The following is a 15,931-nucleotide window of genomic DNA, read 5'->3' as shown; positions in this document are numbered from 1 at the left end:
TTTATAAGCAATGCGCATTTTACTGCAAGAATCTATTACAATAACGGCACTTAATGTCAAAACCCAGCAAAATGCAAGGAATTGAAAACATGACAACGATTACTTTACCAGCGTTACCTTACGGTTACGAAGATCTTGCTCCTCATATCAGCAAAGAAACTTTAGAATACCATCACGACAAACACCACAATACTTATGTGGTTAACCTAAACAAAGCAATTGAAGGTACTGACCTTGCTGGCAAAACTTTAGAAGAAATCATCACTGCTGTTAAAGGCGATGCTTCTAAAGCTGGTATCTTCAACAATGCAGCTCAAGTATGGAACCACACATTCTACTGGAACTGTATGGCTAAAAACGGTGGCGGTAAAGCTACTGGCGCTTTAGCAGCTAAAATCGACGAAGCTTTCGGTTCTTACGAAAAATTCGCTGAAGAATTTGCAAATGCTGCTGCAACTCAGTTCGGTTCAGGTTGGGCTTGGTTAGTTGCTGACGAAGTAAACGGCAACCTTTCTATCCTTAAAACTTCAAATGCTGACACTCCACTTGCTCACGGTAAAGTTGCTGTGTTGACTATCGACGTTTGGGAACACGCTTACTACATCGATTTCCGTAACGCTCGTCCTAAATACATCTCTACTTTCTTAGAAAGCCTAGTGAACTGGGACTATGCAAACGCTAAATATGCAGGTCAAGCTGCTGGCGTTGAAAAATAAGTTTTAAAACTTATTCAAAAGTCAAAAAAATCACCCTTTTAGGGTGATTTTTTATGGGTTCTATAATTCTAAATTTATAAAAAGTTATTAGAACTTCTGTTTCTTTTTTTAGTTTCAGTGAAGCTAAAAAAATCTATGCAACATGGACTATTTTTCCCATGTTGCATGATAAACATTTAAAAAATTTAAAATCCGTAGTTATGGCCTTTCCCAACACAAGATTCTGAAATTTATTAAAATTAAGGTGTTTTCAAATACTATGTATTAAATTAATTGTAGGAGAATTACCATAGTTATATTTTTGAGAGTATAACTACGCAATTATTACCTTAAGAGATCATTTACGCCTAAATGACCAAACTTGCCATTTATTAGACGACCATCATCTAACTGCACGTTTTTAAATTCTATAGTTCCCTCTGAATCATTGACAGTTACACCACTACAATGATTATTCGTCAATTTACAGTTCCATTTCAGATAGATATTCACATTTAATTGACCCTTCTGTGGTCTTTGATAAGCTACATTTACATTTTTAGTTATAGTATCGTATTTCACTGTGAACTCTAGATCAGATTGCTTATCTCGACTCATAAAACGATAATATTTACTTTCATTCTCTGCATATGCAACTGCTGAAACAGTTTCATCAATTTTAAAAACTTCATCTCCTGCAATGACTTGACCATAAGGAATTTTTTTCACAAAACCTCCAGATACTTCTAAGTCTGGAGACGCAGTATATTCAACAGGGTTAGTAAATAAGTTATTGATGAATTTAAAGGTCGTTATACCATTTTCATAATCTGTATTTAATGTAAAATCTCGATTGAAGTAACCTTTATATATGTACACATCTTTAGGTTGCTCATTACTGAAATAATTCCCCTCTGTTAAGATAAATCTATCATGATCAATATCCAAAGGATTATTAAAATTAAAATAATATTCTTTATCGGTCGTAAAACTTAAAACAGAACTAGTTTTCCAATCCAAAAACTTTTCTATTGTTGCAGGTTTACCATTAACAATTAAGTCTGATTTCGCAGGATATTCATTAAATCTTTTGATATCCCATACTGGCCAATCAGAATTTACTTCAAACTTAACAGAGCCTTTAATTTTAGCTGTAGATGCAAAGCCAATATTATTTAAACGTCCTGTTATAGAACCATTTGCATCTATAATAAAATAAGTTTTGCCATTACTCTGCTTTTCAATTTTATAAGAAAATGTATCACTGCATGAATTTTGACATTGAACCCGCAGATACCCGTTAGCATTTTCCGAATAGCTAAAAACTCCAACTTTATCGTCATTAGGATAAAAATAAAGACCCGCCAAATTATTAATATGGGCAGACAAATCATTGCTTGGTGTAAGAATTTCTAGATTCCACATATTATTGTTAGTAGCAGATGCTCCAATCACACTATCTGTGTGAAATGGTGAAAACTTGATAGTTGAGTGATTAGCAATGCCAGAATTTTCAATTTCAAAATAGCCATGTGTCAAATCTGGACTTAGTACAGAAGTTTCTTCAATAGGCTTAGGCACAGATGTTTCTGATGACGTTGGACTACTTTCTCCTCCCCCTCCACCGCATGCGACTAATAAAATAGATAAGAGAGTTGAAGTTAATAATTTTCTTCCAATGTGAAGCATATAAATCCCTATGTAAAAATAAATTTTTAAATTTTATAAAATATTGAATTTAGAATACTTTTTTAAATATTCAATAACATTTCATGAAACTTTGTTTTGTTCTTATACAGGAAGCTAAGCCATTTGTGTACTTAGAAGATTATTTATCTAAAAATTATTAAAAAAATCTGCTAATTAATTAAAACAACTGGAATTTACTGACTAATTATTAACTATTTCAATATAATAAAGTTCATCCGAAATGACGGTACATAGTGCTCTCAGCATGTTCAGAACTAGAATAGCGATCTAACGCAACCTTACCCACCATTCCATCCATCACTCTATTAACTATAATTGTTAAAGTATTCCGATAGGGTTTAACGCAACAAAAGCTTAAAAGAATCAATAAATAAGCAACCAACACATCTTTGGATAATAAAAAAACATTTAAGCGCTTTATCTTTTATTTTTACTTGACCGCTTTAGCTTTCATCCCTAAAATGCGCATCAGATTCTCCAATAGCTCAGTCGGTAGAGCGACGGACTGTTAATCCGCAGGTCCCTGGTTCGAGCCCAGGTTGGAGAGCCATCTATTCTTCCATAGCTCAGTCGGTAGAGCGACGGACTGTTAATCCGCAGGTCCCTGGTTCGAGCCCAGGTGGAAGAGCCAGATTCTAAAAAACCCACTCATTACGAAGTGGGTTTTTTATTGCCTGTTGTTTAAGCAAAGCATACCTACTTTTTTTGTTTTTGCTTTCCTAAAAGTATCCGTATAAGTACCAACTTGTCTGATTCGGCTATTTTTAAAACACTTAATTTGATTTTTAAGTATTTTATTTAAATCAGGCTTGACCACCCTCCCATACATCTTTAGAATCCATTTCAGATTCTCCAATAGCTCAGTCGGTAGAGCGACGGACTGTTAATCCGCAGGTCCCTGGTTCGAGCCCAGGTTGGAGAGCCAAATTCTAAAAGCCCACGCATTATGTCGTGGGCTTTTTTTATGCTATGACTTTTGTTTTAAGATAAGTATAACTTGCTCTATGACCTAAGCTATTCACTTAGCTCTCCGACCACATTAGAAAGAATAGTCAGAGCTTAAGTTTTAAAAACGCTTTATATTAAAGGTGTTTATATTTAATACATTCAGCCTAAATTTCCTTATTTTTTGCAATTCTGACTTGACCTCACTGCATTTGCCCCATAGAATGCGTGCAGATTCTCCAATAGCTCAGTCGGTAGAGCGACGGACTGTTAATCCGCAGGTCCCTGGTTCGAGCCCAGGTTGGAGAGCCAAATTCTAAAAAGCCCACGCATCATGACGTGGGCTTTTTTCATATATGTAGTTTATTCCGTGCCAGATCTAAGTCAGTTCATATTTTTTATTATTGGTTGCTTGGCAACTTTTGCCCTTGTCTACTTAGTCGTTCCCAGACTGTTTAGAAGCAAACAAAAGTTTTTCCCACGTCGTGTAATCACTGCCTTTGAAAGTAAGATGTTTCATCGTTTAAATGAAGCATTTCCGGACTACCACATTTTAGCACAAGTGGCGTTTAGCACACTGATCACCACTCAAAATTACAAAATCAGAAATAGATTTAATCGAAAAGTCACTGATTTTGTCATACTTGACCAAACTTATAATGTGCTTGTGATTATCGAACTTGATGACCCCAGTCATATAGGCAAAGAGCAAGAAGATGCTGAACGTGATGCAATGCTTGAAGAAGCTGGCTACCGTGTAATCCGCTATACCAGTATTCCAACAGTTCACACGCTCAGGCATGATGTAAATAAATAGTTGTTAAATACGTAAAGTACAATCGAACATTGAGTGAATGCGCATTGCATTCACCTCCATAACGTAAGCAGAATTTTATTGAGCATTTGACTCTTGAGCTGCCAGCACTTCTGATACTGCTTGGTCAGCCTCAGCAGCCAAAGCCTCATCTTGTGCTTCTTTTGCTTTAATACGCTCAATCATCTCAGCTTGTTGTTGCTTATATTTTTCTTGGTTTTTGGCATCACTATTGACTGCAAGAAAAGCCATACTGACCAAAAATATAGGAATCAATAGCCCAAGTGCCATCAGAGTGATCATCTTTTTGGTATTGGGTTTTGGCTTAACTTCAGACATAACTATTCTTTCATATACATAAATAATTCGACGCCCAATATAGCAAAAAACAAAATTCGCTCAAGTATTCATAACATTCTTTGCTCGAACTAACTGTGCCCCTCATTTTTAAGGATTGAATGATTAATAATCCAATATGCAAAAAAAAGGAGACATGCTCCTTTTTTTATTATTGAAAAAACTTAGCTTGAAGCAGCTACCCCCTTACAATGTGGACTTTGGCTTGCATCTTTTTGCTCATTGGTTAAGACAATACCTGTACCTGCAGACATTTTAGCTTGAATAAATTCGACCGCTTGCGCATTTCTACAGATAATTGCCTGTGTATGACTTGCATTTGGCACAACGTCTAATTGATAACCTTCAGCATAATTTGCATCTGGGAAATACTTCTTCGCTTGTGTTTTCATATTTGCAAATAGCGCTTGCGTAACCACAGGAATAACTGCCTGATCATTTGCACCTTGAATAATATACACAGGCGCTTTAATTACTTTGGCAGCAGTAGCATTTGTCGCTGGCTGATTGTCAATTAAAAATTTCTGAACAACAGGATCGGTATCGATTTTATTCAAATCAATTCCATACTGTGAAACCGTATGCGTTGGATCCTTTAAAAATTCAATCACAGCTGCTTTAAACTGTTCTTGCAAACCATTTGCGCCATTTGGATCGGCATAACTTAAACATGCACCGTCATCCCCTGTACGTCCATAGGCTTTTTCTGCAATAACACCAGCATCAGCAGTAAAAATATTTTTTAAATCATAATTTGGCTCATAGGCTTTAATACCTGAACTGGTCAATGCAGCATATGCCAAAAGCTCAGCATAGCCATCTGCAATTTGATCAATTAACGCCTGTGCTTGAACCTCAGAAAGCTGCCCCATACTAAGTGCATAACGCACTTGTGCCAACTGTTCATCCAATCTATTCAATCCATGGGGTTTAGGTTGACCGTTTGCATCAACATTTAGTTTTGGATCTAAATAGATCTTAATAATCGTGCCTAAACTCGACGCAGGTGCGGCTGCTACTGCACCTTTATAATTAGTATCGGTATTCACAAATTCCGCCGTCCCTAAGGATGCATGACCACCTTGCGATTGACCAATCGACATCCACTGACCATTGAGTTGCTTACCATAATGTTCTTTTGCCGCTTTAACTGCAGTAAGCGCCGAATTTGCCGCACTCGATAAATTAAGGTATGGATGAACCCCCTTGGTTCCTAAACCCTCATAGTCTGGTGCCACAATTACATAACCTGCCGCCATAAGCGTGTTAGCTAGAATTTTAAAGCGTGGATGAATTACATTTTTACTTGGCGCACATTCATCTCCAGCTCCGACTGTTCCATGCTCCCATACCACAACACGATAACCATCTTTAGGTTGAGTAGCTTTGGGAAACAACACTAAAGCCGTTGCAGTCGCTGCTTTCCCCTGTACATTAGTCATGTTATAGGTCATGACTTTAATGGACGATGTATTGTCTACTGTATTGAAAGCATAATTTGCTTCAGACACAAATGTTGATTTTTGATTCGAAGATGATGAGTCATTATCATCGTCATTACACGCGGTTAAAGACAGCATAGAAACTGCAACTGTCAAAGCCAATGCTATTTTTGAACGTTTCATAAAATATCCTTTTTAATCATTATTCTTTAAACATGAAACTACATGCCTTTTTATTAATGCATAAAAAAAAGCACCCGAATAGGATGCTTTAGTTCATTTTAAAAAGTTTCAGATCAATGACATTAAAGAGCCAATGCCATAAAAATTCCAATAAAAATCATAAACCCTACCCAACGGTTATGGCGAAACGCCCAAAAACATAACTGCGGATCACGGTCTTTAGTTTTAGTCCATTGGTAAATAAAATCGGCAGCCACAGCCAACATTGCAACTAAACCAAATGGCATCAAGAGATCTTCTAAATACAACGCAGAACCAATCAGTACAATGCTTAGCGCCTGTAATAAAGAAATGATTTCAATATCATATTTACCAAATAAAATCGCAGTTGATTTCACGCCAATTTTCAAGTCATATTCACGGTCAGTAATGGCATATTGTGTGTCATATGCAACGGTCCACGCCAAATTACCAAAGTACAATAACCAGCAAGTCAAATCAGGTGTTTGCCCCACAGCGGTATAAGCCATAGGAATCGACCATGAAAATGCCGCGCCTAAAAATACTTGTGGCAGATGCGTGTAGCGTTTCATAAAGGGATAAATGAACGCTAAAAACAATGCACCAAAGGACCAATAAAAAGTTTCTATCGGTAAAAAGAACAACATACATGCGCTAGCAAGCACCAAGATCAAGAACACATATATAGCTTCTTTAGCACTAATCACCCCAGTGGCTAAAGGACGATGCTTGGTTCTTTCCACAGCACCATCGACTTTACGGTCAGCAAAGTCATTAATCGCACAACCTGCTGCACGCATAAATATCGTGCCCAAAATCATGGGAATCAAAATACTGAATTGCGGTGTTCCTTGATTAGCAATCCACAGTGCCCACATGGTTGGCCAAAAAACCAGTTCCGTGCCAATTGGCTTATCGAAGCGACATAAATAGTAATAAGCTTCTAAACGCTGCTGCCAAGTAATCTGTTGCACCACGGCCATGACTGTCCTTCATCTGGTAATGTTATTTCTGCAAATATTGCTCAAAACTTTCTAAAAAAGTTTCCTGAACAATAAATTTACAACCATGCCAAGTATAACAGCTCTGACGTGTCCAACCATCGTCTAGCCACAGTACACGCCGCTCGCACTTCGGATTGGTCCGTTGAAATAAAAAATGTCCGATCGGTTTTTTACCAATATGCTGAAAAATCCGCGCACGCCCTTGTATACTGAGGATTGGAAATATACTTTTTGCTTTGACCCACGGCTCAGCTTCACAGCCATATAAATAACTTTCACGTACCCAAGCTGTGTGCTGTATTGGCATTTGTAGCCACCGTGCATCTTGAAGCGTTATGCGTTGAAATTGCTCAATACTCGGCTCAACTTTAAATACACCTTGGGCAAAATCTGTTAATTGTTGGGTTAATGAACCCGAAGCATACAACCATGTTCTTAATTCAGGAGACATTCTTTTATCCCGCATTTCGCATGCTTGACGCTGCATATTTCATTTCCCTTTAACCATTTGCTGAGTATAGCGAATCATTAGTGTAACCAACTCAACATCGTTTTTCATGACCCATAGCTTGTTTTCAGTAAAATGAGCAAAACCAAAACAGCTTAAGCACTTCATTACATATGCAATCAACACAAACCTCACATACACAGTATGATGTCGTGGATAACCACTAAATTACACAAGCATAATGTTTCCATTTTACCCGCTACATGTTTTTATTTTTTTCGTTTTACTTTGTACCAATATCACGGTTCAAGCAAAATCTATTGCACTCAGTTTTGATGATGGATTAAATCCAGCGTTTAACGCACAAGCGGAACAAATCAATGCTCAAATTTTAAAACATCTGCATGATCAACAAATCAAAACTATTGTCTTCCCTAGCCTGATTAAAATTGGCGATTATCAAGGTAAACAACTGATTCAAGCGTGGGGACAATCTGGCCATCTGATTGGCAATCACAGCGCATCGCACCAAAACCTGAATAAACAAAGTGTCACTGTACACGATTATCTACACAGCATTGAACATGCGGATACCGTGCTAAAAACGTTGCCGAATTACACACGTATTTACCGCTATCCATTTTTAAAAGAAGGTAATAGCGCTGAAAAACGTGATGCTGTCTATCAATGGTTAGAGCAGCATCAATACCGCATTGGCGGTGTGAGTATCGATGCCAGTGACTGGTTTTATAACCGAAAATATCTCGACTATGCCAAACTGCAAGATCAGGACAAATTAGACCGACTAAAACAAGCATATATTGCTCACCTGCTTCACCGAGCAGATTATTATGACCAACTTGCCCAGCTCACCATAAATCGTTCGCCACAGCATGTTTTACTTTTACATGTGAATGCTATTAATGCCGCATTTTTAAAGGATGTCATTACTGCTTTTCAGCAGCATGGCTGGACTTTTATTTCAGCAGCAGACGCCCTGCAAGATCCCTTATATACGCAGCACAGCCAAAACATCCCTGCGGGTGAAAGTGTAATTTGGTCTATTGCCAAAACCAAAGGATTAGAAAACTTACGCTACCCCGCCGAAGATGCGCCTTATGAAATCGATAATCTAAAACAGCATGGTTTGCAATGACGGTTGGTGAATTACTGGATATTCAATAAAAATGACCTGTTGTGTTGCAGGTCATTTTTTTCAATTCAATATTATCGTGTTAAATTAAAAGTTATCTGTCTTGGCAATGGCTTCAAACTTGCCTTGCGGCGTTTTTATTAAAACCAGCCCTTCGGTGGTAATATAAAAACTTTCAGGGTATTCAAACTCCAATGCCAGCTCTGGGTTTTTCAGTTCGACAAATTCAGCCTGCTTATAACCTTCAACGGTCCGCCCCACTTCCAAATAAGTCACTTCTGAGAAGTTGAGTTTAAATCCCTTTGCTTGATCCGCTGGATCAATCCAAGGAAAAAAACCGGTATGTTTTTTACGTGGTTTTGCCATGTTTAGATATTCATTCAACTCTTTGCTTTATCTTAACCCATCTCATAAAAAAACCCGCACAAGGCGGGTCTTTTTACAGTGAAATTCTGTACAGAATTACAAGCTGTAGTACATGTCGAATTCAACTGGGTGAGTAGTCGTGTTAAGACGACGAACTTCTTCAGTTTTAAGTTCGATGTAGGCATCAAGCATTTCTTTAGTGAACACGCCACCTTTAAGAAGGTAATCATGGTCAGCTGCAAGAGCTTCAAGCGCCATATCTAAGCTATGAGCCACTGTAGGGATTTTAGCTTCTTCTTCAGGAGGAAGGTCGTACAAGTTCTTGTCAGCAGCTTCACCTGGGTGGATCTTGTTTTGGATACCGTCAAGACCAGCCATAAGAAGTGCAGCGAAACCTAAGTACGGGTTCATCATTGGATCAGGGAAACGTGCTTCGATACGTTTGCCTTTAGGGCTAGAAACATAAGGAATACGAATAGAAGCTGAACGGTTACGTGCTGAGTAAGCAAGCATAATCGGTGCTTCGAAATGTGGAACTAAACGTTTGTACGAGTTAGTTGATGGGTTTGTGATTGCGTTCAATGAACGAGCGTGTTTGATCACACCACCAATGAAGTACAACGCCATTTCTGAAAGACCAGCGTATTCATCACCAGCAAACAAGTTCTTGCCGTCTTTAGAGATCGACATGTGAACGTGCATACCAGAACCGTTATCGCCAACCATTGGTTTAGGCATAAACGTAGCAGTTTTAGCATATTGGTGAGCAACGTTCCAAACCGCATATTTGAACTGTTGAACTTCGTCCGCTTTACGAACCATAGTGTTGAAGCTTACACCGATTTCAAGCTGGCAAGATGCAACTTCGTGGTGATGTACTTCTACACGACCTGGGCCCATGATGTCTTCGATTTTTGCACACATATCTGCACGCATATCTTGTGAAGAATCAACAGGAGGAACTGGGAAGTAACCACCTTTCACACGTGGACGGTGACCAGAGTTACCCGCTTCGTAATCTTTACCAGTAGACCAAGCAGCTTCTTCAGCGATTAATGTGTGGCGCGCGCCAGACATATCGATGTCCCATTTTACTTCGTCAAATACGAAGAATTCTGGTTCTGGACCAAAATAAGCAGTATCACCGATACCAGTTGATTTTAGGTATTCTTCCGCACGGCGAGCAATAGAGCGTGGGTCACGTTCATAACCTTGACCAGTTGAAGGTTCGATAACATCACAAGTCACAACAACTGTAGCTTCTGCAAAGAACGGGTCGATAAAACAAGTTTCTGCATCTGGACGTAAGATCATGTCAGATGCTTCAATGCCTTTCCAACCAGCAATTGAAGAACCATCAAACATTTTGCCATCTTCAAACGTATCTTCGTCGATTGAATCTGCTGGGTAAGTTACGTGTTGTTCTTTACCCTTAGTATCAGTAAAGCGAAAATCGACCCATTTTGCGCCACTTTCTTGGATGAGTTGAAGGACCTTGTTCGCCATGCTCATTTTGCTCCGATGATTTTTTTGTGCACACTGAAGTGCGTGTTAGTAGTTGGTAGTTATTAAGCAATTACCGTACCAACTTTTAAAAGCCAAGCTAAAATATTGAATTCCTTATCAGAATAGAAGATTTTAGCTCCTAGCTTTTCGACTATTATACTGTGTGTAACAGTAAATGCACCATATTCAGCCACTCTTCATCACTTTTGTTTAAAAACTTCTCGCAGGTGTATCAAAATAGTGCAACTTGGTTTTGCACCAAAATGATTAATCGCTTTCAACGATAAAATCATTGAGATTTTATCAAAGCTTTAAGGTCGAATTTAAATACGATAGAAACTAATGGCTTAGCTAGTTATAAATGGAAAAATACTGGCGTAATAACTGAATTAATGATCGATATCTAGGTTTTTTGAGCCCGTAAAGTACCCATTTTTCGACGTTAATTTAATCATTTTGTTTTAATTTTAATCAATTTACCTTTACATTAATTGTGCTCCATTTTGGTGATTTTGCTTCAAAACGGTTCAAATTTTTCCATCTAGAGCCTGAATTGCTATTTTTAACGACATCAAGCAGATCTTTTTAAAATATCAATTGAACATATTTTACCCACTTAAATTCAGCCTAATGTCTTGTTCAAATTAAATCCCAAATTTATAAGTCGAAAATTTATTGAAATGATTTCAGTTGCGATGAACTTTGGCGAAATTGTTCAGCAGAAATTGAATAATATTTGCTATGATTGGCTGCATTCTAAATATTTCACTATTTTTCTATTTAAAATATCCACACGATATTTGGGTCAATATACAACTATTTAGAATCATTTCGGACTATTCAAAGCACATTTAAGTGCATAAATTTCAAAGGTTAATACGCTCATGCTTTTGATGATCGACAATTATGACTCTTTTACCTACAACATCGTCCAATATTTTGGCGAGTTAAATCAAGAAGTAAAAGTTGTACGTAACGATGCCGTGACTTTAGAAGATATCGAGCGATGGCAACCGAAGTATTTAGTCATTGGTCCTGGCCCTTGTTCGCCAAGTGAAGCAGGCATTTCAATTCCTGCGATTCAACACTTTGCGGGAAAAATTCCTTTACTGGGTGTGTGTTTAGGCCACCAAGCCATAGGACAAGCTTTTGGCGGCGATATTATTCGCGCTAAAAAAGTGATGCACGGTCGTTTATCTGACATGTATCACAGCGATCAAGGCATTTTCAGCAACCTCCCTTCTCCATTTGCCGCTACTCGCTATCACTCTTTGGTGATTGATCAAGCGACTTTGCCAGAATGTTTAGAAGTGACCTGCTGGACCAATGAAGAAGATGGCACGATGGAAGAAATCATGGGCGTTAAACATAAGACATTGCCTGTCGAAGGCGTGCAGTTTCACCCTGAATCGATTCTTAGTGAACATGGCCATCAAATCTTTAAAAACTTCTTAGAAATTTACGCATAATCGAGTGCAAAAAATATTATGAATATTCAACAAGCTTTAAATAACATCACGAAAAATATTGAACTCACTCAACCTCAAATGGAAGAAGTGATGCGCACCATCATGCAAGGTGAAGCAACCGATGCTCAAATTGGCGCACTGATGATGGGCTTACGCCAAAAAGGTGAAAGTATTGATGAAATCACTGCCGCAGCACGTGTAATGCGTGAATTTGCGATCAAAATTGATGTCAGTGATCTGCCACATTTGGTGGATATCGTTGGTACAGGTGGTGATGGTCAAAACTTATTTAACGTCTCTACTGCGTCTAGTTTTGTTATTGCAGCAGCAGGTGCAACTATTGCTAAACATGGTGGTCGTGGTGTTTCATCAAAATCAGGCTCTTCTGATCTTTTAGAACAAGCAGGAATTAACCTTGACCTGAACATGCAGCAAACTGAACGTTGTATTCGTGAAATGGGCGTGGGTTTCCTCTTTGCACCTAATCATCATAAAGCCATGAAATATGCTGCTGGTCCACGTAAAGAATTGGGCTTCCGTAGTATTTTCAACTTACTTGGCCCGCTTACGAATCCGGCCGGCGTAAAACGTTTTGTGATTGGAGTTTTCTCTACAGAATTATGTCGTCCTATGGCTGAAGTTTTAAAACAGCTTGGTGCAGAACATGTCTTGGTGGTGCATTCTAAAGACGGTTTAGATGAAATTAGCCTTGCATCAAGTACTTATGTTGCTGAACTCAAGGATGGCGAAGTCACTGAATGGGAAATTCAGCCGGAAGCTGTAGATATAGAGTCGCAAACCTTAACAGGTCTATCTGTAGATAGTGCTGCGGAAAGTCTAAAATTGATCAAAGATGCTTTAGGTAAAAACAAATCTGCACTCGGTGATAAAGCCGCGAATATGATTGCCCTAAATGCAGGTGCCGGTATCTATGTTTCAGGCTTAACCAATAGCTATAAACAAGGTGTTGCATTAGCACATGACATTATTTATGGCGGTCAAGCACTAGAGAAAATGGGCATTTTGTCTGAATTTACGAAAACTTTAAAAGAATACGAAGCTTAAGATTAGGACTCAAATCATGGTAGATATCGCCAATACAATTTTGGGTAAAATTGTTGACCGTAAAAAAGAAGAATTTGCAGCCCGTCTTAAACAACGTAGCTATAAAGATGTCGAAGAGCTAGCTCAAGCAGCTACACCTGTTCGAGGTTTTGCACAAAACCTCGGCTCTAAACGTCCGGGGGTGATTGCTGAAATTAAAAAGGCATCACCATCGAAAGGCATCATTCGTGAAAACTTTAACCCTGCTGAAATTGCGCAGCAGTATCAAGATGCTGGTGCGGCATGTTTGTCTGTTCTCACCGATGTGGATTTTTTCCAAGGTGCCGATGAAAACATTCAGATTGCACGTACGAACTGTGACTTACCTGCGCTACGTAAAGATTTTTTAATTGACCCTTATGGTGTAATTGAAGCACGCGCTTTACATGCGGACTGTATTTTATTAATCGTGGCTTGTTTGTCTGATCAACAACTCGAAGAAATGTCGAAAACTGCTTTTGAGCACAATCTCGACGTGTTGGTTGAAGTACATGACGAAGAAGAACTTGAGCGTGCAATGCGTCTTTCTGACAACTGTCTACTAGGCGTCAATAACCGTAATTTAAAAACCTTTGATGTTGACCTCAATACATCATTACGTTTGAAGAAGTTACTTGAACCTTCTCGCCTACTTGTGACAGAAAGCGGTATTGCAACACCTGCGGATGTTGCCATGATGCAAGAACATGACATTCATGCCTTCTTGGTCGGTGAAAGTTTTATGAAGCAGCCACGCCCTGATCAGGCGTTTAAGGAGCTGTTTGGTGTGTCTGATAAAATATAAATGAAATATGTAGGGTGAGTTCGCTCACCCTTTTTCTACTTTGCATCCATATTAAAAAAATTACACATCCTTTTTATAATTTTTATTCAATTGAGAATTAAAAATAATGAAGTCGATTATTTCTTCTACTCTTCTATTCATTTCATTAATCTTGGTTTCACTACACCAGATAAGTTGGGCAAAAAATATAACTCTTTATACTGGCTCACCGTATCATATTGACCAAAATCATATCCTCTACTTTAATATTTCCACTATGCCCGAAGGCATCATTGCTGCGCAGATTGACCTAAATCAAATTTTTCCAAATATAAATACTAACGTGCTAAAGGGCAAAAATTATGATTTCAATAATAATCAAATTGAAATCATTAGTTATCAAGGCTTACCAATAGTCATTAATTACTCAATCAATACTAAAAACAAGAATATTGAAAATTCAACCTATTTTTCTATTTCTAAAGGACATAAAAATTCTTTATCAAAACCAATCAATATTAAATCTCACCCTATTTCCATGGAAAAATTAAATCATTTTGAACAAATTTTTTATAAAGATACCCCTCATTTATTGAAAAAGAATTTAGCTGATGAGCCATATTTAATAAATATATTCATGTTCCATGCAGCAATAAATGATTTTGATGATATGAATGATTTTTTCCAAAAGGCGATAAAGAACCTGACACAGAAAAATGATATTGATAATTATGAAAAAGCCAAAAAATTGTATCTTGAATATTTAAATTTTGGTGAAAACAATGAATTTTATGATACCACCTTAATTATGGCGGCTATCGAGCACACAGATATTTCTTTCATCAAAAAAATGAAGCTGAGAAAAATAAATGAACTTGTAGTAGATGAAGTTGAACCACAAACATATTATTTCACTAGATGCTCCCCATTAGGTAAAGCTATCCGCCTAAATCAATATCAGATAATTTCTTATTTACTTGAAAAAGGCGCTTCAACCGAAATCGTGTGTATTTCTAAATTTAATGAAGAACAATCAGCATTAGCTCTTGCAGAACAATATAAAAATAAAAAAGTTATTAAATTAATTAATTCAACTTTGAAGCCCAAATAGGACTTGTAATGAATTAAGAGATCTTCTTTATATAAAGTCTTTCCAGTTCAAATCAGTGCCATTTAAGGCTATAATTGCACTAAATTTTTGTATATTTCCCGTTTTTTCATTATGAGCAAACACGATTCTTCGCTTTCAAAAGATCAGTACAACCTACTGAAATCTTTTAAAAAGCAAATTACGAATCCACATTCCTCAACGATTGCTAAACAGCCTGAGCCAACGCCAAAGACTGTTGAACAAGAGCAGGAAGAAGACTTCGCGCTTTTCCAAAAGCAAATGCAAGGTGTTCAAAAAATGAATGCAGGAAATATTGCAAAAATGGAAAAAGTGGGTCGTAAAAAACCTGATGCGCAAACGTTGGCTAAACGTGCTGCTGCAATTGGTCCTATGGAAACAGATGATGCATTACTTTCTGATACGCAAGCGATGCTCAACCCTGTTGCCAGTCAAGCTGCTTTAAGCTATCGCATTGCAACCTTACAACATAAAGTTTTTGAAGATTTAAAAGCTGGTAATCTACGTTGGTTTGAAGCTGTCGACTTACACGGTTGCACTGTTGAAGAAGCCCGTTCTGCCGTGCTGCAAATTATTCAAATGGCGAAAGATGACAATCAAAACGTCATTAAAATTGTGCATGGCAAAGGTCCAGAAGCAATTTTAAAAACTTATGTAAATAGTTGGTTACGTCAACATCGTGATGTATTGGCATTTGTGAGCGCCCCAGAAAAACAAGGCGGCACAGGTGCTGTACTGGTTCTGCTTAAACGTGCAGAAAAAAAACCACAGTTTAAACAATAATCGGATTTAACTCCAAAAGAAGGCATTGTAATAGTTTTC

15 protein-coding genes and 4 tRNA genes are annotated in these 15,931 nt (G+C 37.8%); 12 read left to right on the top strand and 7 right to left on the bottom strand.

Annotated features, from left to right (window positions below; all coding sequences use genetic code 11):
* The first annotated feature begins 89 nt into the window (after positions 1-89).
* Entirely contained in the window at positions 90-716 is a 627-nt protein-coding gene (locus FTU75_RS02490; RefSeq protein WP_078192384.1) for a superoxide dismutase, read from the top strand.
* A 324-nt stretch (positions 717-1,040) separates the two neighbouring features.
* On the opposite strand, the gene FTU75_RS02485 is transcribed toward FTU75_RS02490, so the two are convergent.
* Positions 1,041-2,384 (bottom strand): hypothetical protein, encoded by a 1,344-nt coding sequence (locus FTU75_RS02485; RefSeq protein WP_180115034.1) that lies wholly within the window; start codon positions 2,382-2,384, stop codon positions 1,041-1,043.
* Between the two features lie 495 nt (positions 2,385-2,879).
* Here FTU75_RS02485 and FTU75_RS02480 point away from each other — a divergent pair.
* The 5 genes from FTU75_RS02480 to FTU75_RS02460 all read left to right on the top strand — a co-directional run bounded on the left by FTU75_RS02480 (position 2,880) and on the right by FTU75_RS02460 (position 4,167).
* Positions 2,880-2,955 (top strand) — tRNA-Asn (locus FTU75_RS02480).
* Between the two features lie 5 nt (positions 2,956-2,960).
* Positions 2,961-3,036 (top strand) — tRNA-Asn (locus FTU75_RS02475).
* 218 nt (positions 3,037-3,254) lie between these two features.
* Positions 3,255-3,330, top strand: a tRNA-Asn gene (locus tag FTU75_RS02470).
* Between the two features lie 256 nt (positions 3,331-3,586).
* A tRNA-Asn gene (locus FTU75_RS02465) sits at positions 3,587-3,662 on the top strand.
* A gap of 22 nt (positions 3,663-3,684) precedes the next feature.
* Positions 3,685-4,167, top strand: a complete 483-nt coding sequence (locus tag FTU75_RS02460; protein ID WP_218948310.1) for a DUF2726 domain-containing protein — start codon at positions 3,685-3,687, stop codon at positions 4,165-4,167.
* 75 nt (positions 4,168-4,242) lie between these two features.
* On the opposite strand, the gene FTU75_RS02455 is transcribed toward FTU75_RS02460, so the two are convergent.
* The 4 genes from FTU75_RS02455 to FTU75_RS02440 all read right to left on the bottom strand — a co-directional run bounded on the left by FTU75_RS02455 (position 4,243) and on the right by FTU75_RS02440 (position 7,658).
* A complete protein-coding gene (locus tag FTU75_RS02455; protein WP_180101918.1) occupies positions 4,243-4,503 on the bottom strand; it encodes a hypothetical protein in 261 nt (86 codons plus the stop codon).
* 182 nt (positions 4,504-4,685) lie between these two features.
* Positions 4,686-6,146: a S9 family peptidase gene (locus tag FTU75_RS02450; protein WP_180115032.1), complete on the bottom strand. Its 1,461-nt coding sequence runs from the start codon at positions 6,144-6,146 to the stop codon at positions 4,686-4,688.
* 122 nt (positions 6,147-6,268) lie between these two features.
* Positions 6,269-7,150, bottom strand: coding sequence for a 4-hydroxybenzoate octaprenyltransferase (gene ubiA / locus FTU75_RS02445; RefSeq protein WP_180084131.1), 882 nt, complete (start codon positions 7,148-7,150; stop codon positions 6,269-6,271).
* Positions 7,151-7,172: 22 nt separating this feature from the next.
* A complete protein-coding gene (locus tag FTU75_RS02440) occupies positions 7,173-7,658 on the bottom strand; it encodes a chorismate lyase (RefSeq protein ID WP_180115031.1) in 486 nt (161 codons plus the stop codon).
* Positions 7,659-7,860: 202 nt separating this feature from the next.
* Between FTU75_RS02440 and FTU75_RS02435 the strand changes: the two genes are divergently transcribed.
* Positions 7,861-8,775, top strand: a complete 915-nt coding sequence (locus FTU75_RS02435; RefSeq protein WP_180115030.1) for a polysaccharide deacetylase family protein — start codon at positions 7,861-7,863, stop codon at positions 8,773-8,775.
* Positions 8,776-8,859: 84 nt separating this feature from the next.
* On the opposite strand, the gene FTU75_RS02430 is transcribed toward FTU75_RS02435, so the two are convergent.
* On the bottom strand, positions 8,860-9,138 hold the full coding sequence (locus FTU75_RS02430; RefSeq protein WP_180101921.1) for a hypothetical protein: 279 nt from the start codon (positions 9,136-9,138) through the stop codon (positions 8,860-8,862).
* A gap of 96 nt (positions 9,139-9,234) precedes the next feature.
* Entirely contained in the window at positions 9,235-10,650 is a 1,416-nt protein-coding gene (gene glnA / locus FTU75_RS02425) for a type I glutamate--ammonia ligase (RefSeq protein WP_171263711.1), read from the bottom strand.
* Positions 10,651-11,528: 878 nt separating this feature from the next.
* Between glnA and FTU75_RS02420 the strand changes: the two genes are divergently transcribed.
* The 5 genes from FTU75_RS02420 (at position 11,529) to FTU75_RS02400 (ending at position 15,892) form a co-directional block, all read left to right on the top strand.
* Entirely contained in the window at positions 11,529-12,113 is a 585-nt protein-coding gene (locus FTU75_RS02420; RefSeq protein ID WP_218945341.1) for an aminodeoxychorismate/anthranilate synthase component II, read from the top strand.
* 18 nt (positions 12,114-12,131) lie between these two features.
* Positions 12,132-13,178: an anthranilate phosphoribosyltransferase gene (trpD, locus tag FTU75_RS02415; protein WP_078191968.1), complete on the top strand. Its 1,047-nt coding sequence runs from the start codon at positions 12,132-12,134 to the stop codon at positions 13,176-13,178.
* 16 nt (positions 13,179-13,194) lie between these two features.
* Entirely contained in the window at positions 13,195-14,001 is an 807-nt protein-coding gene (gene trpC, locus FTU75_RS02410; protein ID WP_180108178.1) for an indole-3-glycerol phosphate synthase TrpC, read from the top strand.
* Positions 14,002-14,107: 106 nt separating this feature from the next.
* The gene (locus tag FTU75_RS02405) at positions 14,108-15,091 is read left to right on the top strand and encodes a hypothetical protein (RefSeq protein WP_180110057.1); all 984 of its coding nucleotides are present in this window, start codon (positions 14,108-14,110) and stop codon (positions 15,089-15,091) included.
* A 111-nt stretch (positions 15,092-15,202) separates the two neighbouring features.
* The gene (locus FTU75_RS02400) at positions 15,203-15,892 is read left to right on the top strand and encodes a Smr/MutS family protein (protein ID WP_180108297.1); all 690 of its coding nucleotides are present in this window, start codon (positions 15,203-15,205) and stop codon (positions 15,890-15,892) included.
* Positions 15,893-15,931: the final 39 nt, after the last annotated feature.

Origin of the sequence: Acinetobacter sp. YH12140 (genome assembly GCF_013418475.1) — a bacterium.
Taxonomy (GTDB): Bacteria; Pseudomonadota; Gammaproteobacteria; order Pseudomonadales; family Moraxellaceae; genus Acinetobacter; species Acinetobacter amyesii.
The sequence above is the reverse complement of the archived record's forward strand: the minus strand, read 5'-3'. Positions and strand labels throughout refer to the sequence as shown.

Excerpts from the sequence above, each read along its gene's own strand:
- glnA (WP_171263711.1), bottom strand. The coding sequence starts at position 10,650 with ATGAGCATGGCGAACAAGGTCCTTCAACTCATCCAAGAAAGTGGCGCA.
- FTU75_RS02485 (WP_180115034.1), bottom strand. The coding sequence starts at position 2,384 with ATGCTTCACATTGGAAGAAAATTATTAACTTCAACTCTCTTATCTATT.
- FTU75_RS02460 (WP_218948310.1), top strand. The coding sequence starts at position 3,685 with ATGACGTGGGCTTTTTTCATATATGTAGTTTATTCCGTGCCAGATCTA.
- FTU75_RS02430 (WP_180101921.1), bottom strand. The coding sequence starts at position 9,138 with ATGGCAAAACCACGTAAAAAACATACCGGTTTTTTTCCTTGGATTGAT.
- trpD (WP_078191968.1), top strand. The coding sequence starts at position 12,132 with ATGAATATTCAACAAGCTTTAAATAACATCACGAAAAATATTGAACTC.
- ubiA (WP_180084131.1), bottom strand. The coding sequence starts at position 7,150 with ATGGCCGTGGTGCAACAGATTACTTGGCAGCAGCGTTTAGAAGCTTAT.
- FTU75_RS02405 (WP_180110057.1), top strand. The coding sequence starts at position 14,108 with ATGAAGTCGATTATTTCTTCTACTCTTCTATTCATTTCATTAATCTTG.
- FTU75_RS02455 (WP_180101918.1), bottom strand. The coding sequence starts at position 4,503 with ATGTCTGAAGTTAAGCCAAAACCCAATACCAAAAAGATGATCACTCTG.
- FTU75_RS02435 (WP_180115030.1), top strand. The coding sequence starts at position 7,861 with ATGTTTCCATTTTACCCGCTACATGTTTTTATTTTTTTCGTTTTACTT.
- FTU75_RS02490 (WP_078192384.1), top strand. The coding sequence starts at position 90 with ATGACAACGATTACTTTACCAGCGTTACCTTACGGTTACGAAGATCTT.
- FTU75_RS02450 (WP_180115032.1), bottom strand. The coding sequence starts at position 6,146 with ATGAAACGTTCAAAAATAGCATTGGCTTTGACAGTTGCAGTTTCTATG.
- trpC (WP_180108178.1), top strand. The coding sequence starts at position 13,195 with ATGGTAGATATCGCCAATACAATTTTGGGTAAAATTGTTGACCGTAAA.
- FTU75_RS02420 (WP_218945341.1), top strand. The coding sequence starts at position 11,529 with ATGCTTTTGATGATCGACAATTATGACTCTTTTACCTACAACATCGTC.
- FTU75_RS02400 (WP_180108297.1), top strand. The coding sequence starts at position 15,203 with ATGAGCAAACACGATTCTTCGCTTTCAAAAGATCAGTACAACCTACTG.
- FTU75_RS02440 (WP_180115031.1), bottom strand. The coding sequence starts at position 7,658 with ATGCAGCGTCAAGCATGCGAAATGCGGGATAAAAGAATGTCTCCTGAA.